This is a genomic window from Bradyrhizobium cosmicum (assembly GCF_032290525.1).
GTDB lineage: Bacteria > Pseudomonadota > Alphaproteobacteria > Rhizobiales > Xanthobacteraceae > Bradyrhizobium > Bradyrhizobium cosmicum_A.
Window position 1 is genome coordinate 180,796 of the sequence record NZ_JASXTA010000002.1, and the last position, 18,618, is coordinate 199,413.

Genomic DNA, 18,618 nt, shown 5'->3' on the forward strand with positions numbered 1-18,618 from the left:
CGCCGCCCACGCTCTTGCGGTACACTGGTCATGGCCGGGCTTGACCCGGCCATCCACGTGCCTCAGCGCGTGGGATAAACGTGGATGCCCGGGACAAGCCCGGGCATGACGACCGATGTTGGCGCGCAAGCGAACTATCGGCAAACGTCAACCCGCCTTGCGATGCCTCGCCGCCGACCGATGCGTCTTCTTTGCGCTGCGGTGCCGCGCTGTCGGCCGCCGTGCATGCGACTTCGACGCCGTCTTCTTCCCGCCGCGTCCCTTCAGGCTCTGCTTCAGCGCATCCATCAGGCTGACGACATTGCTCGGGCGCTCCTCGGGCTCGGGCAACTCGATCTTCTTGCCGCTCGCCTTGCGCTTGACCAGCGCCTTCAGCGCGGTCTCATACTCGTCCTTGAAACTGCCGGGGTCGAAATGCGCCGCCTTGGTGTGCAGGATGTGGCCGGCAAGCTCGACCATATCCTTGGTGATCTTCGGACTCTTGATGTCGTCGAAGAACTGGTCCTCGTCGCGCAGTTCGTAGGGGAATCGCAGCGTGGTGCCGAGCAGCCCTTTGCCGAACGGTTCGATCGCGATGATGTGCTCGCGGTTGGTGAGCACGATTTTCGCGAGCGCCACGCGATCCTGATCCTTCATGGCGTCGCGGATCACGGCAAAGGCGTCGATGGCGGCCTTGCCGTCCGGCGCGATGTAGTAGGGGTGGTTGAGATAGCGCTGATCGATCTCCTCGCTCGGAACGAAGCTCTCGATGTCGATGGTGTGGTTGCTCTCGATCTGGACTGCTTCGAGCTCTTCCGGCTCGATCTCGACATATTTGCCCTTGCGCAGCTCGTAGCCACGCCCCTTCTGGTCCTTCTCGACGACGTCGCCGGTCTCCGAATCGACCATTTGCTGCTTGAGCCGGTTGCCGGTCTCGCGGTTGATGAGATGAAACCGCGTCTTCTCGGCTGCGGTGGTCGCGGGATAGAGCACGACCGGGCAGCTGACCAGCGACAGTTTCAACGTTCCCTTCCAATAGGCGCGGGGAGCCATTCCATTCTCCAGCGTTATCAATGCGTTTTGGAACCCCAACCGTCCCACAGGGTTTTGGTTCCGAGCGGGACTTCTGCCGTGATAGCTTGAACGCCGAAAGAGAAGCGGGACCGGTCGTGCTGCAAAAACTCTCCACTTACCGAAAGAAGCGTGATTTCGAGAAGACGCCCGAGCCGTCGGGCAGGACGGCGGTAGCGCCGTCGAAGCAGCGGCGCTTCGTGATTCAGAAGCACGACGCTACCCGGCTGCACTATGACCTCCGCCTCGAATTCGACGGCGTGTTCAAGTCCTGGGCCGTGACGAAAGGGCCCTCGCTCGATCCGCACGACAAGCGGCTGGCGGTCGAGGTCGAGGACCACCCGCTCGACTATGGCGATTTCGAAGGCACCATTCCCGAGGGGCAATATGGCGGCGGCACAGTGATGCTGTGGGACCGCGGCACGTGGGAAGCGGAGGATCCGGAAGCCGGTTTCAAGAAGGGCGACCTCAAGTTCACACTCCATGGCGAGAAGCTGCACGGAAGCTGGGTACTGGTGCGCATGCGCAACGACCGCACCGGCGGCAAGCGCACCAACTGGCTGCTGATCAAGCATCGCGACGAATATGTCCGCGAGGGCGCGGACAACGACATTCTCGACGAGGACAAGTCGGTCGCCTCCGGCCGCGCCATGGAGCAGATCGCCGAAGGCAAGGGGCGCGCGCCGAAGCCGTTCATGCTGGCGAAGGGCGCCAAGGGCAAGGCCGATGCGGTCTGGCAGTCCAATCGCACGGAGGAGACGAAAGGGAGGACCTTGAGGCCGGCGCCGCGCACGGCGTTGAAGGACCGAAAGGGGCGAAAGCAGACGACGAGCGCCACGGACGCCAAAAAGGTCTCGGAGATGCCGGATTTCGTGCCGCCGCAGCTCTGCACCGTGGTCGAGCGGCCGCCGTCGGGAGATGGCTGGTGCCACGAGATCAAGTTCGACGGCTACCGCGTGCAGCTTCGAAACGAGGACGGCAAGGCAACGCTGAAGACGCGGAAGGGCTTGGACTGGACCGACAAGTTCGCATCGATTGCGAAGGAGGCCAGCGCGCTGCCTGATGCGCTGATCGACGGCGAGGTCGTCGCGCTCGACCACAACGGCGCGCCGAATTTTTCTTCACTTCAGGCCGCGCTGTCTGACGGCAAGACCGAGGAGCTGATTTTCTTCGCCTTCGATCTGCTGTTCGCCGAAGGTCTCGATTATCGCCGGCTGCCGCTTGGTGAGCGCAAGGCGCGGCTCAAGCAGCTGCTTGAGGCGCGCAGGCGGAAAGCGGCGCAGATCCGCTACGTCGAGCATTTCGAGAGCGGCGGCGATGCTGTGCTGCAATCGGCCTGCAAGCTCGAGCTCGAAGGCGTCGTATCCAAGAAGCTCGACGCGCCGTATCGTTCGGGACGAACGGAAAGCTGGACCAAGGCAAAATGCCGGGCCGGCCATGAGGTCGTGATCGGCGGCTACAAGACCACCAACGGAAAATTCCGCTCGCTGATGGCAGGCGTGCATCGCGGTGATCATCTCGCCTTCGTCGGCATGGTCGGGACCGGCTTCGGCGCCGACAAGGTCAAGCGGATCATGCCGCTATTGAAGGCGGCGGAAGCAAAGCAAAGCCCATTCGGCGGCAAGAATGCACCGAAGAAGGCTCGCGAGGTGCACTGGCTGAAGCCGGAGCTCGTCGCGGAGATCGAGTTCGCCGGCTTCACCGCCGACGGCAACATCCGTCAGGCCGCCTTCAAGGGTCTGCGGCACGATAAGGCGGCCGAGGAAGTCGAGGCGGAAACACCCGCCGATACCGAACTCGCAAAGCCCCTGGCCGGCAAACGCACTGCGCCGAAGACAGCCAAGCGGTCGAAGGATGCCGGCGCTGCCGGGGTCATGGGCGTCGTTATCTCCAAGCCGGACAAGGAGCTGTGGCCCAAGGATGCTGAGGGCGAGCCGGTCACCAAGCTGGATCTTGCGCGTTATCTCGAAGCCGTCGGCGAATGGATGATCGTTCATCTCAAGGGGCGGCCCTGCTCGCTGATCCGCGCCCCTGATGGCATCAAGGGCGAATGCTTCTTCCAGCGCCACGCCATGCAGGGCACCTCGAACCTTCTGGAGCTTGCGCGGGTCTCCGGCGACCGCAAGCCTTATCTCCAGATCGATCGCATCGAGGGTCTCGCAGCCGTGGCGCAGATCGGCGGCGTCGAGCTGCATCCCTGGAATTGCGCGCCTTATGCCTATGACACGCCGGGCCGGCTGGTGTTCGACCTCGATCCGGCGCCGGACGTGGAATTCGCGGACGTCGTCGAAGCGGCGAAGGAGATGCGGCAGCGGCTGACGGATCTTGGAATGGACAGCTTCTGCAAGACCACCGGCGGCAAGGGGCTGCATGTGGTCGTGCCGTTGCTCTACGGCGCGCGCGACAAGGTGAGCTGGAAGGAAGCCAAGGCTTTCGCGCAAGGCGTCTGTCAGTGGATGGCCGATGATGCTCCCGACCGCTATCTGCTCAACATGTCCAAGAAGCTGCGCAACGGAAAAATCTTCCTCGACTATTTGCGCAATGATCGCATGTCGACGGCGGTCGCGCCGCTCTCGCCCCGCGCGCGCGATGGCGCGACGGTGTCGATGCCCGTCACGTGGACGCAGGTGAAGAGCGACCTCGATCCGAAGCGATACACGATGCGGACTGTGCCGGGATTGCTGGCGCGCGCGAAGGCCTGGGAGGGCTACGACGATGCGGCCGCGCCGATCAAGGCGGCGATCAAGAAGCTCGCGGGGAAGAAGAAGTAGGGTGGGCAGCGACTTGTCCGCCGTAGCTCGAAGAGCGAAGGCGTAAGCGTGCCCACCATCTTCTTTCGTCCGGGCGACGAGGTGGGACGGCGCTTTGCGCCCTTGCCCACCCTACGAGAGTCCCGCTGTGCCGCTAGATCCGTCCCAGCAATAGCAGGATCAGCAAGATGACGATGACAAGCCCGAGACCGCCGCCGCCGTAATAGCCGGTGCCGTAGAACGGCCCGCCGCCGATGCCGCTGAAGCCGCCAAGCAGGGCGATGACCAGGATGATCAGAATAATCGTACCAATAGACATGCGAATCTCCTCCAGCCCTTCGTTGTGGAAAAGGGTTGTGTTTGTACGTTGTACCAACGGCAACTTGCCGCAGGTTTGAAAGTTCCCCTGGGTGAGGCTCCTGGAACCTTTGCCTGTGCAGCCGAGATAATGAGGTGAGACCCAATCAGCACGGTAGGACCATGTCAGCACCGCTTGTCGTTTCCATTCCGCATCGCCTCGGCCGCGAAGAGGCGGTGCGCCGGCTCAAGACCGGGCTCGGCCGCGCCGCAGCGAGCATTCCCGTGATGCACGTGGAAGAGGAGCTCTGGAGCGGTGATGTCATGCACTTTCGGATCCGTGCGCTCGGGCAGATCGCGACGGGGCAGGTCGACGTCGGCGACGATAGCGTCCGGATTGAGGTGGTGCTGCCGTGGCTGTTGCAGCGATTTGCCGAGATGGCCCAGGCCGCGATCCGCAAGCGTGGCCAGCTTCTGCTGACCAAGGACGGGGAAAAGTAGGGTTACGCGCGCATACGCTGTCGCGCCCGCCTGATGGGATCGGCGGTGCGCGCCGCGATCACCGCAGCCGGAAAATCACGAAAAGCCTGCGCGAGCGGCAGTTCGTTGCTGGCAAGGTCCGGAGCGGCGTAGCCGCTGATATCGACGGTTGCATCAAACCCTTCGAGCACGGGCCATTCGCGGCCGGCCTGCGTGAATGGCGCGAACTGGCGTCCTACCACGACGATCGCAGCCCTGCGGCCGTGACGACGGGCGAACGCGATGACATGGCCAGCGTGCGCGCCGCGCACCTCCAGCGGCTGATAGTCGCCCTGCACGAAGACGTCGTCGAGCTCGCCGCGCAACTTGAGCAGGTGCCGCGTCCAGGCCAGCTTGAGCTGTCCGTCCGGCCAGGTCTTGATCAGGCTGCGCCAGTCCGGGGCTTCCAGTGGCGCCAGCGCCATGCTGCGCGCGGAAAAATCCACCGGGCGGCGATTATCGGGATCGACCAGCGACAGGTCCCAGTATTCGGTGCCTTGGTAGAAATCGGGAACGCCCGGAAGTGCCGCCTTGAGCGTGAGCTGGCTCAGCGAGTTCAGCGCGCCGAGCAGTGCGATGCGGCGAGCGAGGGTTTGCAGCGCCACCAGGAACTCGCCCGCCAGTGCGGGATCGAGGATCTTCGCGATAAAGCTCTGGATGCCGTTCTCATACGCTTCATGCGGATTGAGCCAGCTGGTCTCTTCCTTGCCCTCGCGGGCCGCCTTGAGTGCATAAGCCTGGATCCGCTCGACGAAGCCGGCATCGGCTGGCCCTTGAAGCGGCCAGGCTCCGAGCAGGGTCTGGTAGAGCATGTATTCGAACGTTGCCGACGGCGCACGCAGGCCGCCGTTGAGCGCAAGATGGGGCGCGTTCAGCACCTTCCAGCGCGCCACTGCGCTGGTCCATTCACCGGGAATCTCGCTGAGCGCCGCGATCCGCGCGCGGGCGTCCTCGCCGCGCTTGGTATCGTGGGTGGCGGTCGCCGTCATCCCCAGCGGCCACTCCCTGGCGCGGGCCCTCATCGCCTCGTGAAAGGCTGCAATCGTGAGGCCATTGCTGGCGGGATCGCCGCCGACCTCGTTAAGGGCGAGCAATCGGTGAAACTGATAGAACGCGGTGTCCTCCAGCGACTTCGCCATCATCGGCCCGGTGAACTGCTGTACCTTGAGGGCGAAGCGGCGCACGCGCGGGGCGCTGTGCGGGGGACGGCTGGGCTTGAGCAAATCCATGGTCAGCGCATCGCGCAGGAAGTCGAAGATGCCCTCGTCCGCGGCGAACCATTCGGCGCGTGCGTGCGTGATCGTATCGTCGATCAGCTTGCGGTCGAGGGCGATCGGACCGCTATGCGTCAGGTAGGTGCGGTAGACCGGGAAGTGCAGCACGTACAATTCAAGCGCCTGCCGCAAGCTGTCGGCCGAAAAGTCGCGGGTCGAATAGTGCCCGTTGGCGATGCGCGCGAGCAGGCGCGTCAGCACGGTGAATTCGCTGGTGAGCAGTGTCTCCAGCACGCGCCGCTTGGCGTCCTTGACGTAAGGCGCGAGCCGCGGCGGCCGGTTGCTGACCTGCCGCCAGGTCTCGTCCATGGCCTCCAGGCCCTTGCTGTCGACCAGGATCTGGGTGATGACGTTCATCCACTCATAGCCCGTGGTGCCCTGAACGCCGGCGAAGTGCGGCAGGCGCTCGTGCTCGCACAGGATTTTTTCGATCACCGTGTAGAACGGCTTGGTGTTGCCTTGTGCGTCGCGCACCAGGCGGCGCAACCGCTGGCAATATTGCGCGGGATCGCGCAGGCCGTCGATGTGATCGAGGCGGATGCCTTGCAGCTTGCCGTCGGCAACGAGCTGCTTTACCAGCCGGTGGGTGGCGGCGAATGTGCCGGGATCCTCGACGCGCAGACCCGCGAGCCCGTTGACGTCGAAGAAGCGGCGATAATTGATGTCGCTTGAGGCAAGCCGCCAGTGCCCGAGCTTGTAGTGCTGGCGCTCCAGCAGGTGGTGCAGCGCCAGCGTTTGCGCGGGGCGATCCTTGGCGGCGCGATAGGCGGCGAGGCCGCGATCGATGATGTCGGGAGCGCCCGTAATGTCCTTCAGCTCCGCCTTGAAGCCGGGCGCTTCCTTGCGGTTGGGGCGGCGCAGCCCGGTGTAGCGGGCCGCGAGCGACAGCAGGCGCGTGCCGGTCTCTGTCCCGGCGGCGTCCGCTTCCTTCACGATCACGCGCAGCAACTCGCCATAGCGCTCCGGCGCGATCGGCAGGCGGTGCTCGAAATACCACGCGGAAAAGCTGCCCTCGTCGCTATCGTAGCGCAGCTCGATGTCGCCGCGCTCCAGCGCCTCGCCATAGGACGAGCCGAGGATCGGCAGCAGCACGCCGCCACGGGCGCGATAGGCCAATTGATCCCAGTCGATATCGAAGGACGCCGCATGCGGCGAGGCCTGGCCCCATTCCAGTATGTCGAGCCACCAGGGATTGTCGGCAAAATGCACCCCGACATGGTTCGGCACGAAATCGATGACGAGGCCGAGGTCGTGCTTGGCAAGCGTCTCGCTCAGCCGCGCAAAGCCGGCCTCGCCGCCGAGCTCGGGACTGAATTGGCTGTGATCGACGGTGTCGTAGCCATGGGTCGAGCCCTTGCGGGCCTTCATCACCGGCGAGGCGTAGAGATGCGTAATCCCGAGCGCCTTCAGATAGGGCACGACCGCGGCGGCCTTGTCGAAGTCGAAATCCGCGGTGAGCTGAAGCCGGTAGGTCGCAAGAGGGATGGCAGGAGGCATGCTAACCCCCGAGATGCCAGATCACCGACCACGGCGCGAGCCGATCGCCGTTGGTTGCGCCCCAGATAGGCGTGCCCGTGGCGTTGCTGGGACCTGCGATCTCCTTGTCGGACAGATTGGCGGTGAGGCGCAGCCTCGTCCCGTCGCCCATGCGCCAATACGCGGTGAGCAGGCCGTCATCGGCCGCCGCGGCGTCGCCGAACTTCGCGTGTTTCAGTCGTGGCGCGATCTCCTTGATACGGACCGTGAGCAGCTCCCGCACCAGCGCGAGCCGTGCATCCTGCTCCGGCGTGTGGCCGGCCCAGTCGAGCACGGCCGATTGCATCGTTGCGGGGTCGAGCGGGTCCGGCACCTCGTCGCCATATTTCTCGTAGGCCCAGGCATATTCCTGCCTGCGCCCCTTGCGCACGGCATCAGCAAGGCCACCTTTGAAGTCGCAGAAGAACGGGAAGGGCACCCTCGAACCCCATTCCTCGCCCTGAAACAGCATCGGCACCATCGGCGCGAGCAGGGTGACCGCGAGCGCGGCTTCGATCTGCTGCGGCGATGCCAGGCTTTCGAGCCGTTCGCCGAGCGGGCGATTGCCGATCTGGTCGTGGTTTTGCAGGAAGTTGACGAAGGTCGCCGGCGGCAGATCGCCGCTCGGCTCGCCGCGCGGCTTCTTGCCCCAGAACTCGGAGATCTCGCCCTGGTAGACGAAGCCCGACGCCAGCGCACGCGCAAGATCCATGCGCGGGGTCTGGTAGTCGGCGTAATAGCCGGCGAGCTCGCCGGTCAGCATCACATGCCAGACGTGATGATAGTCGTCGTTCCACTGGGCGCGATACTTGCCGTTGGGCGGCTCCTGCGCGGCATCGAGCAGGCTGGCGCGGTTGTCGCCGTTCTCCAGCACGAGATGAATGTGCCGCCCCGTCGCCTTGGCGAGTTCGCCGGCGGCGACACTGAGGTCTTGCAGCATCGATGGCTCGCCGGGAATCGCCATGATGTGGTTGGCGGCATCGAGCCTCAGGCCGTCGAAGCGGTAGTCGGTCAGCCAGGAGAGAGCGTTCTCCACCGCGAAGGCGCGCACCTGCGGCAAGCGATAATCGATCGCGCTCCCCCAGGGCGTGTGCGCGTCGGTGAAGAAGCTCGGCGCATAGCGGCCCAGGTAATTGCCCTCGGGGCCGAAATGATTGTAGACGACGTCGAGGAACACCATCAGCCCGCGCAGATGCGCCTCGTCGATCAGCGTCTTCAGGTCCTCAGGACGGCCATAGGCGCTGTCCGGCGCATACCACAGCACGCCGTCATAACCCCAGCCGCGACGACCGGCGAAATCGGCCAGCGGCATCAACTCCAGGGCGGTGATACCGGTCGCGACGAGATGATCGAGCTTGTCGATCATGGCGCGGTAGGTGCCCTCGGCGGCGAAGGTGCCGACATGCGTCTCGATCAGCACCGTCTCTTCCCAGGGACGTCCGCGCCAATCTTTCGCGCGCCACGCGAAGGCATCGTGATCGATCACCTCGCTCGGGCCGAACACGTCGTCGGGCTGGAAGGCCGAGGCCGGATCGGGCACGTCGATCTCGTCGTCGATCCTGAACTTGTAAGGACTGCCAACGGGCAGGCCGGAAATCTCGGCGACATACCAGCCATCCTGTCGGCGTTGCATCGCGTGCCGCCTGTCGAGCAACAGATCGACACGGCGGGCACCGGGTGCCCACAGGCGGAACGACACGCCGTCCTTCGTCGGCCTCGCCCCGAAGGATGGCCTCATAGCGCCCCCGCGAAGGCGAGCACCGAGCGCGGCGGCGCCTTGCTGTCGCTTCCTGGCAGGAAATCAACGCTGTTCAGCTTGGCATCCGTCGTGTTCAGGATCTGCTGCCAGCTCTTGTATTCGGCCATTTTGGGCAATTTGAATGCGATCTCTTCGGGGGCGGCGTTCAGTACGATAAAGATCGCGGCGCTCCCCGGTTCCATCGGCCCCATCACATAGGAGAGGAACCGTCCTTCCGGAAATTTCCAGTCGTTCTCCGTCATCTCGTCACCGGCAGGCGTCAGCCACAGCGCGCCGTAGGAGATGCCGTCCTTGGGGCGGCCGTCGAGCCAACGATGGCTGCGGAGCTGCGAGAAGCGGCGGCGAATATCGGCGAGCTGGGCGACGAAATCGATCATGTCGTCGCCCTCCTTGCCGAGATTGTCCCAACCGACCCAGCCGACCTCGTTGTCCTGGCAATAGGCGTTGTTGTTGCCGGATTGCGAATTGCCGACCTCGTCGCCGGCGAGGAGCAGGGGGATGCCCTGCGCCAGCATCAGGCAGGCCAGCACGTTCTTGCGAAGCTGGCGCCGCAGCGCGACGATTTGAGGATCGTCGGTCGGGCCCTCGACGCCGCAATTGTTGCTGTGGTTGTCGCTGGAGCCGTCGCGATTGTCCTCGCCATTGGCCTCGTTGTGCTTTTCGTTGTAGCTGAAGAGGTCGGCGAGCGTGAAACCGTCATGCACGGTGATGTGGTTGATGCTGGCGCGCGGCCGCCGTCCGTCGTGATTGAACAGGTCGGACGACGCCGTCATGCGGCTGGAGATGTCGCCGATCAGGCTGCCTTCGCCGCTCCAGTAGCGGCGCATGGCGCTGCGATAGCGGTCGTTCCACTCCGACCATTGCGAGGGGAACGCGCCGACCTGATAGCCGCCGAGGCCGAGATCCCAGGGTTCGGCGACGAGCTTGACGGTCGCCAGCACCGGATCCTGCCGGATCGCGGTCAGGAACGAGCTGCCGCGATCATAGCCGTTCGGTCCGCGCGCGAGAGTGGTGGCGAGATCGAAGCGGAAGCCGTCGACATGGCAGACCTCGACCCAGTAGCGCAAGGAATCCATCACCATCTGCAGCACGCGCGGATGGGTGAGGTTCACCGAGGAGCCGCAGCCGGTGAAGTCGTCGTAATAGCGCGGGTTCTCGCGGTTCAGCCAGTAATACGAAGCGTTGTCGATGCCGCGATAGCACAGCGTCGGGCCGAGATGGTTGCCTTCGGCAGTGTGGTTGTAGACGACGTCGAGCATCACCTCGATGCCGGCATCGTGCAGGCGCGCCACCGTGGTGCGGAAGGAATCGAGCGCGTTGTCCTGGGCGTAGCGCGGCTCCGGCGCGAAGAAGGACAGCGTGTTGTAGCCCCAGTAATTGACGAGCTTCTTCTCGACCAGGATGCGGTCGTCGACGAAACTGTGGACCGGAAGAAGCTCGATCGTGGTGACGCCGAGCTTCTTCAGATGCTCGATCATCGCCGGCGAGGAAAGACCGCCATAGGTGCCGCGCAAATTCGGCGGCACGTCGTCGCGCTTCTGCGTCAAGCCCTTGACGTGGGCCTCGTAGATGATGGTGTCTTCCCAGGGGATGTTTGGGCGGATCTCGCGGCGGCCCCAGTTGAAGGTTTCGTCGACCACGACGGCCTTGGGCATGCCGCGCGCGTTGTCGCGCCGGTCGAAGGACAGGTCCTCGCGCGGTGAGCCGGTGCGGTAGGCGAAATGCGCATCGCTCCAGACCAGCCGCCCGGCGAGCCGCTTGGCATAGGGGTCGAGCAGCAGCTTGTTGGCGTTGAAGCGGTGGCCGTGCTCGGGCTCGTAGGGGCCGTGCACGCGGTAGCCGTAGAGCTGCCCCGGCGAGACGTCGTTGAGATAGCCGTGCCAGACGTCTTCGGTGCGTTCGGGCAGCTCGACGCGCTCGAGCTCGCGGCGCCCTTGCGGGTCGAACAGGCAGAGCTCGACCTTCTGTGCGTTGGCGGAGAACAGCGCGAAATTGGTGCCGCGTCCGTCCCAGCTTGCACCGAGGCGCGCGGGCGATCCAGCAGTCAGGCGCATCGGTCAGCTTTCCGGGACGAGGAAGATGGCGGCGAGCGGCGGAATGGTGAGACGCAGCTCGGGCGCCTTTCCGTCAACGGCATGAACCTCGCCGATGTTCCCGACATTGGTGCCGCCATAATGGGCGGAGTCCGAGTTGAACACCTCTTTCCACTTCCCGGAAAAGGGCACGCGAACGCGGTAGTTCTGATAGACGTTCGGTGAGAAGTTGATGATCACGAGACAGCGCGCGTGTTCGTCGAATCCCTTGCGCAGCCAGGCGAACACGTTGCGATTGGCATCGTCCGTAATCACCCATTCGAATCCGGCCTGCTCGCAATCCATCTGATGCAGCGCCGGCACCGCGCGGTAGAGCCGGTTGAGATCGCGGATCAGCGCCTGGATGCCGGAATGGTACTTGTATTCGAGCAGGTGCCAGTCGAGCGACTGGTCGTGATTCCATTCGCGGCTTTGCGCGATCTCGGCGCCCATGAACAGCAGCTTCTTGCCGGGATGGCCGAACATGAAGCTGTAATAGGCCCGCAGATTCGCAAAGCGCTGCCACTCGTCGCCGGGCATGCGGCCGAGGATCGAGCGCTTGCCGTGCACGACCTCGTCGTGCGACAGCGGCAGGATGAAGTTCTCCGAGAAGGCGTAGTGCAGGCCGAACAGGATCTCGCCGTGGTGATGCTTGCGATGGATCGGATCCTTGCTGATGTAGTTCAGCGTGTCGTGCATCCAGCCCATGTTCCACTTGTAGCCGAAGCCGAGCCCGCCGAATTCGACCGGGCGCGAGACCTGCGGCCATGCTGTGGACTCTTCCGCCGCCGTGGTCGCCTCCGGGAATCGCGCGAACAGTTCGGTGTTGAAGCGGCGCAGGAACGCGATCGCTTCGATGTTCTCCCGCCCGCCATACTGGTTCGGAATCCACGCGCCCGGCGGACGGCTGTAGTCGAGATACAGCATGGACGCCACCGCATCGACGCGCAGCCCGTCGATCGCGTAGCGCTCGAGCCAGAACAGCGCGTTCGACACCAGGAAGTTGGTCACTTCGGTGCGGCCGTAATTGTAGATCAGCGTGCCCCAGTCGAGATGGCGGCCCTGGAGCGGGTTGGCGTGCTCGTAGAGCGAGGTGCCGTCAAAGCTGCCGAGCCCGTGCGGATCGTCGGGGAAGTGGCCGGGCACCCAGTCGAGCAGCACGCCGATGCCTTCGCGATGGCAGGCATCGACCAGCGCGGCAAAATCCTCCGGTGTGCCGAAGCGGCTGGTCGGCGCATAGAGGCCGGTCGGCTGGTAGCCCCAGGAGCCGTCGAACGGATGCTCGCTGACGGGCAGGAATTCGAGATGGGTGAAGCCCATGTCGCGGGCATAGGCCGGCAGCTGCTCGGCCAGCTCGCGATAGGTGAGCCATTCATCGCCGTTCTTGCGCCGCCACGAGCCGAGATGGACCTCGTAGATCGACATCGGCGCCGACAGCGCATTGATGCCGTCCGGTGCCGGGCGCGGCCGCGGCAGATGTGCTTCGTCGAAGACGATCGAGGCCGTCTTCGGGCGCACCTCGCTCGCAAACGCCAGCGGATCGGACTTCAGCGGAAGCAGATGGCCATGCGGGCCGATGATCTCGAACTTGTAGTGGTCGCCAGCCTTGGCGTGCGGGATGAACAATTCCCAATAGCCGGCCCCGCGCACCCGCATGGGGTGGCGCCGCCCATCCCAGAAATTGAAATCGCCGACCACGGACACACGCCGTGCATTCGGCGCCAGCACGACGAAGGCGATGCCGTCGATGCCCTCGAGCCGCATCGGATGCGCACCGAGCTTGTCGTAGATCCGCTGATGGGTGCCTTCGCCGAGCAGATAGAGGTCGAAATCGGTCAGGATCGGCGGAAAGCGGTAGGCATCCTCGAACTCGACGAATTTGTCGCCGAATTTGGCGCGGAGCTGGTAGTGCTTCGCGCCGTTGGGCAGCGCGCCGATGAACAGGCCGGAATCGTGGACGCGGTCGAGCTTCGCCACCTCGCCATGTTCACCCACCGCCTCGACATTCGAGGCTTCCGGCAGAAATGCGCGCACCACGCTCTTGCCGCCTTCGGGATGCAGCCCGAGATAGTGGAAGGGGTCGGAGTGGCGGCCCTCGATGATCGCGTAGGCCTCGGCTGGCAATTTAGGCATGGGCTTCGCTCTCACTGGACAGAATGCGAAGCAGTCCGGTCAGCGGCGCATGGAGCCCCTCAGGCCGGTGGGACAGCTCGTACTCTAGTTCGTCGAACGCATGATCAAGCAGGAAGAACCTTAACAGGCCTTCCGCGTGTCGCCGGTCTTCCGGCCACAGCCGTCGATCGGTCATGGCTTCGCGGTAGGCGTTGAGGAATGTCGCGGTGGCGCGTTCGCGCCATTCGCCGAGTGCCGCCGCGAGCCGGTCCTGCTCGTCGGATGCCCCCGTAAGCGCGCGGCTGAGCGCGGCGTTAACCGAAAGATCGATCGAGCGGATCAGGCCGGCGACGTCGCGCGCCGCAGGCAGCTTGCGCCGCTTGTCGGCCAGCGGCAGGCGCGGATCGCCATCGAAGTCGATGATGAAGATGTCGTCCTTCACGATCAGAATTTGCCCGAGGCGGAAGTCGCCATGATGACGGATGTTCAACCCGCCGATGTCGGATGGCAAGAGTGCATTCAGATGGTCGGGCAGGGTCGCGCGCATCGCAATCAACTGGTCGACCAGAGGACGGTCGCCCTCGCGCAGGCCCTCGCGGATATCGGCCAGCCGTTCGAATATCCGCCCGGCCCGTGCCTTGAGGTCGGACGCCCAGTGCTCGATGTGTGCGGGCCCGATCGGCTCCGGGGCGAGATTGTCGGGCGTTGCGGCGGCGAGAGCGACATGCAGCTCGGCAAGCCGCCGGCCGATCTGCGCCATGAAGTGCAGATAGGGCGCCTGCTCCTGGGTTTCGCGGGGCATCTCGCCCGGCGGCAGCACCCGCTGCTCATCGATGTAGCGGTCGAGATAGCCCGTGGTCACGGTCCAGCCGTCGCCCTGGTTCTCGACATAGGCGTGCAGCACGCCGAGCGCGCTGTTTCGACCGCTCTCGACCAGCTCGACGCGGCCGAGCAGCGCCGGTGTGTTGGCGAAGCAGGCGACCTCGGTGAGATAGGAGCCGATCTCGATCTCGGGACTGATGCCGTCTTCGAGCCGGCGATAGATCTTCGCGACATACTGGTTGTCGACCAGCGCGGTACTGTTCGACTGCTCGATCGCGCGGATGCGCTCGGGCTCCTTGATAGTGTAATCGGCAAATCGGCTGGTGGCCTTGAACTCCAGCCGCAGATTGTTCTCGTCCACCACCAGGTTCTGCGACAAATTGCGCAGGAACAGGCCGATGAAGATCTGCTCGGTCGCAACGTCGAGCAGCGTGCCTTCGCGCGCGCCCTGCCGCACGGCGGCAAGTGCCTTCGGGTTGAAGCGTTCGCGGTCGAAGCGCATCCATTCGATCTGCATCGGCAGGACGTAGCGCGTCGTGGCGCCGTCCTGCGCCGCCTCGAAGAACGCGATCCATGGTCTGTTGTCGCCGATGTCGCAGAACGGCACCGCCGAGGTCAGCGTGGTCTTGATGTGCTTCGGATTGTGCTCGGGATACCAGCGCGTTCGTGCCAAAAATCCCGGCAACACGTCGCGCTCGAATACGCCGCGCTCGCGGGCGAGCGAGACCCAGTTCGAATTCACCGGCACCACCAGCGTCTCGAATTCCGGCACCGCGCGCGGCATCACGGGCTCGGACTTGTCGCGCTCGGCGAGCTGGAACCAGTAGAAGCCGTAGGGCCCGAGCGTGATCATGTAGGGCAACTCGCCGATCGCCGGGAAACGCGTGCGACCGAGCATCTCCTGCGGAATGCGGTCCTTCCACGGCGACAGGTCGAGCTCGGTCGCCTGCGCGGCGCGCGAGAGATTGGCGACGCAGAGGATCACCTCGTCGCGGTACTGCCGGACATAGGCCAGCACCGCGCGATTAGCCGGGCGGATGAACGTCATGGTCCCGCGGCCGAAAGCGAGTGTCGACTTGCGCACCGAGATCAGCCGCTTGGTGGCGCTGAGCAGCGATGACAGGCTGCGCGACTGCGCTTCCACGTTGACCGATTCATAGCCGTAGACGGGGTCCATGATCGGCGGAGCGTAGAGGCGGGCCGGATCGGCGCGGGAAAAGCCGCCGTTGCGGTCCGGGCTCCATTGCATCGGCGTGCGCACGCCGTTGCGGTCGCCGAGATAGATGTTGTCGCCCATGCCGATTTCGTCGCCGTAATAGATGATAGGCGTGCCGGGGAACGACAGCAGCAGCGAGTTCATCAGCTCGATCTTGCGGCGGTCATTGTCCATCAGCGGCGCAAGGCGCCGGCGGATGCCGACATTGATGCGGGCGCGCGGGTCGTTGGCGTAGGTGCTCCAGAGATAGTCGCGCTCGACGTCGGTCACCATCTCCAGCGTCAGCTCGTCATGATTGCGCAGGAACAGCGCCCACTGGCAGCTCGCCGGAATGTCCGGTGTCTGGCGCAGGATGTCGGTGATCGGGAAGCGGTCCTCCTGCGCGATCGCCATATAGATCCGCGGCATCAGCGGGAAGTGGTAGGCCATGTGGCACTCGTCGCCGCGGCCGAAATATTCCTGCACGTCCTCCGGCCATTGATTGGCCTCGGCCAGCAGCAGCTTGCCCTTGGAGTAGGCGTCGAGCTCCTGCCGCAGCCGCTTGATGATCGCATGCGTCTCGGGGAGGTTCTCGTTGTTGGTGCCGTCGCGTTCGCAAAGATATGGAATGGCGTCGAGGCGGAATCCGTCGACGCCGGCATCCAGCCAGCGCTTCATCACCTGGATCAGCGCGCTGACGACGCGCGGGTTGTCGAAATTGAGGTCCGGCTGATGCGAGAAGAAGCGGTGCCAATAGAACGCGCCGGCCTCGGGATCCCAGGTCCAGTTCGACTTCTCGGTGTCGGTGAAGATGATGCGCGTGCCCTGGTATTTCTGGTCGGTGTCGCTCCAGACGTACCAGTTGCGGGCGCTCGAGCCCGGATGGCTGCGGCGTGCGCGCTTGAACCAATTGTGCTGGTCGGAGGTGTGGTTGACGACGAGCTCGGTGATGACGCGCAGGCCGCGCTTCTGCGCTTCCTGGATGAAGCGCTTGAAATCCTTCATCGTCCCGAAATCGGGATTGACCGAGCCGTAATCGGCAATGTCGTAGCCGTCGTCGCGGCCGGGCGAGGGATAGAACGGCAGCAGCCACAGTGCCGTGACGCCGAGCTCCTGGAGATAAGGCAGCTTCTCGGTGAGCCCGGCGAAGTCACCGATGCCGTCATTGTTGCTGTCGGCAAACGCCTTGACGTGGAGCTGGTAGATGATGGCGTCCTTGTACCAGAGCTCATCCACGATCTCGGCAGCCTCGGCCTTCTTGGTGTCGACGGAAGACAAAACATTCATGGCGTGCGCCTCTTACGCCAGGCCGCGGAACAGCAGCGCCGGATCGCGGTCGGGATCGATGCGCAATTTGATCCCGCCCCATTCGATGCGGGACCGTTCGCCGGTGAGGAGATTTTCGAGTGCGGCGACATGGCGGCGTTCGCCGCCGACGTCGATGGTGAGATCGCCGAGCGGCAACCAAAATTCGCGCGCGCGGCGCGACAGCGCGATGACGGCGATGACGGTATTCCCTGGATCGGTCGCCTCCTTGGCGAAGGCGATCGTCTCGCCGTCCTCGATGCCGAGGAAGCGCACATTCGCCGTCTGTTGAAGCGCTCTATTGTCGTTGCGGATGCGGTTGAGCGCGGCGATATAGGGCTTGATATTGCCGGGCCTGTCCCAGTCGCGCTGCTTGATCTGGTACTTCTCGGAATCGAGATACTCCTCGCGGCCGGGGATCGCCTCGTGCTCGAGCAGTTCGAAGCCGCTGTAGATACCGAAGCTGCCCGACAGCGTCGCGGCGAGCGCAACGCGCGACTTGAACGCCCAGGCTTCGCCGCTCTGGAGATGGTACGGCAGCAGGTCCGGCGTGTTCACGAACAGGTTCGGCCGGTAGAAGTCGCGCTCGGGATAGCGCGTCAGCTCGCCCAGATACTGCTCCAGCTCCCATTTCTCCGTGCGCCAGGGGAAATAGCTGAAGGATTGCGCGAAGCCGAGCTTGGCGAGGCCCTTCATCAGCTTGGGCCTTGCAAACGTCTTGGAGAACAGGATCACCTGGGGATGCCGGCGGCGGATGTCGCTGATCAGCCACTCCCAGAATGCAAGCGGCGCGGTGTCGTGATTGTCGATGGCGAAGATGGTGACGCCATGGTCGATCCAGAACAGCATGGCATCGCGGAACGCATTCCACAGCCCGGCCCGGTCGACGGAGGCGAAATCGGGAATGACGATGTCGGAATAGGGCCCATCCGCCGTCCGCACCGAACGATCCGGCCGCCTTTTGAACCATTCCGGATGCTGCGTCAGCCAGGGATGGTCCGGCGAGCACTGCACGGCGAAATCGAGCGCCAGCTCGAGGCCGTATTCGAGGCAGGTCGCGACCAGCGCGCGGAAATCCTCGATGGTGCCGAGTTCGGGATGCAGCGCATCATGTCCGCCCTCGACACTGCCGATCGCATAGGGCGAACCGGGCTCGCCTTCGCTCGCCGCCGGCGAATTGTTGCGCCCCTTGCGGCGGGTGTGGCCGATCGGATGGATCGGCGTGAAATAGAGCACGTCGAAGCCCATCGCGGCGAGATCGGGGACGCGCGCGATGCAGTCGCGGAGCGTGCCGTGCCGGCCGGGCATGACGCTCTGGCTGCGCGGCATCATTTGATACCAGGCGCCGAAGCGTGCCTTGTCGCGATCGACGATCAGCGGAAAGCTTGGCGAGCGGGTGAGGTCGGGCCGCGGCTGGCTCTCGGCCATGGCCTCGCCGAGCTCGGTTGCAAGCAGCGGAGCGACATCGCCGGTCTGAAGGTAATCATCGCACTGCCTGATGATGAGCGCCGCGGCGTCCTGCCGCGCGCCGTGCGCCTTGGTCAGGAGGCCGGCGCCCTCGATCGCATCGAGGCTGACATCGGCTCCGGTGCGCTGCTTGCACGCCACGGCGTGGGACCAGGTGGCGAATTCGTCGGTCCAGGCCTCGATCGCATAGACATATTGGCCGGGCTCGACGGGCGTGAATGCGCCGGACCAGCGGTCATTGCCGTGAAGGGTCATCGGCTCGCTCCGCCATTCCCGGTCCTGCTCGCGCCGCCAGATCAGCGAGGCACTGACGACGGCGTCGCCGTGGCGATAGATATCGGCCCAGACCTCGACCCGCTCGCCCGCGACCCGCTTCACGGCGAAGCGGCCGCCATCGACCAAGGGATAGACGTCCTCGATGAGGAAAGCGCTGCCGGCTGCGGCACTCTCGACAGTTTGAATTGTCTTGTTCACGGTGATG

Annotated in this window: 10 protein-coding genes; 2 read left to right on the forward strand and 8 right to left on the reverse strand. The window is 64.5% G+C overall.

The window, feature by feature from the left end:
* Positions 1–147: 147 nt before the first annotated feature.
* Complete coding sequence (locus tag QSV46_RS04635; RefSeq protein WP_314947084.1) at positions 148–1,032, reverse strand: Ku protein; 885 nt, start codon at positions 1,030–1,032, stop codon at positions 148–150.
* A gap of 116 nt (positions 1,033–1,148) precedes the next feature.
* Between QSV46_RS04635 and ligD the strand changes: the two genes are divergently transcribed.
* Positions 1,149–3,821, forward strand: a complete 2,673-nt coding sequence (gene ligD, locus QSV46_RS04640; RefSeq protein WP_314947874.1) for a DNA ligase D — start codon at positions 1,149–1,151, stop codon at positions 3,819–3,821.
* A 133-nt stretch (positions 3,822–3,954) separates the two neighbouring features.
* Here ligD and QSV46_RS04645 read toward each other — a convergent pair whose 3' ends face one another.
* Positions 3,955–4,119, reverse strand: coding sequence for a DUF3309 family protein (locus tag QSV46_RS04645; RefSeq protein WP_007595743.1), 165 nt, complete (start codon positions 4,117–4,119; stop codon positions 3,955–3,957).
* Between the two features lie 161 nt (positions 4,120–4,280).
* Between QSV46_RS04645 and QSV46_RS04650 the strand changes: the two genes are divergently transcribed.
* Complete coding sequence (locus QSV46_RS04650; protein WP_314947152.1) at positions 4,281–4,598, forward strand: polyhydroxyalkanoic acid system family protein; 318 nt, start codon at positions 4,281–4,283, stop codon at positions 4,596–4,598.
* Positions 4,599–4,600: 2 nt separating this feature from the next.
* Here QSV46_RS04650 and treY read toward each other — a convergent pair whose 3' ends face one another.
* The 6 genes from treY to QSV46_RS04680 are packed head-to-tail and all read right to left on the reverse strand — an operon-like array spanning position 4,601 to position 18,611.
* A complete protein-coding gene (gene treY, locus QSV46_RS04655) occupies positions 4,601–7,387 on the reverse strand; it encodes a malto-oligosyltrehalose synthase (RefSeq protein WP_314947155.1) in 2,787 nt (928 codons plus the stop codon).
* A 1-nt stretch (position 7,388) separates the two neighbouring features.
* A complete protein-coding gene (treZ, locus tag QSV46_RS04660; RefSeq protein ID WP_314947156.1) occupies positions 7,389–9,143 on the reverse strand; it encodes a malto-oligosyltrehalose trehalohydrolase in 1,755 nt (584 codons plus the stop codon).
* Positions 9,140–11,218 (reverse strand): glycogen debranching protein GlgX, encoded by a 2,079-nt coding sequence (glgX, locus tag QSV46_RS04665; protein WP_314947158.1) that lies wholly within the window; start codon positions 11,216–11,218, stop codon positions 9,140–9,142. The genes treZ and glgX overlap by 4 nt, the downstream gene beginning before the upstream one ends.
* Before the next feature lie 3 nt (positions 11,219–11,221).
* On the reverse strand, positions 11,222–13,369 hold the full coding sequence (gene glgB, locus QSV46_RS04670) for a 1,4-alpha-glucan branching protein GlgB (RefSeq protein WP_314947160.1): 2,148 nt from the start codon (positions 13,367–13,369) through the stop codon (positions 11,222–11,224).
* Complete coding sequence (gene treS / locus QSV46_RS04675; RefSeq protein WP_314947162.1) at positions 13,362–16,652, reverse strand: maltose alpha-D-glucosyltransferase; 3,291 nt, start codon at positions 16,650–16,652, stop codon at positions 13,362–13,364. Before treS ends, glgB begins: the two co-directional genes overlap by 8 nt.
* Positions 16,653–16,664: 12 nt before the next feature.
* Positions 16,665–18,611 (reverse strand): maltotransferase domain-containing protein, encoded by a 1,947-nt coding sequence (locus QSV46_RS04680; protein ID WP_314947163.1) that lies wholly within the window; start codon positions 18,609–18,611, stop codon positions 16,665–16,667.
* Positions 18,612–18,618: the final 7 nt, after the last annotated feature.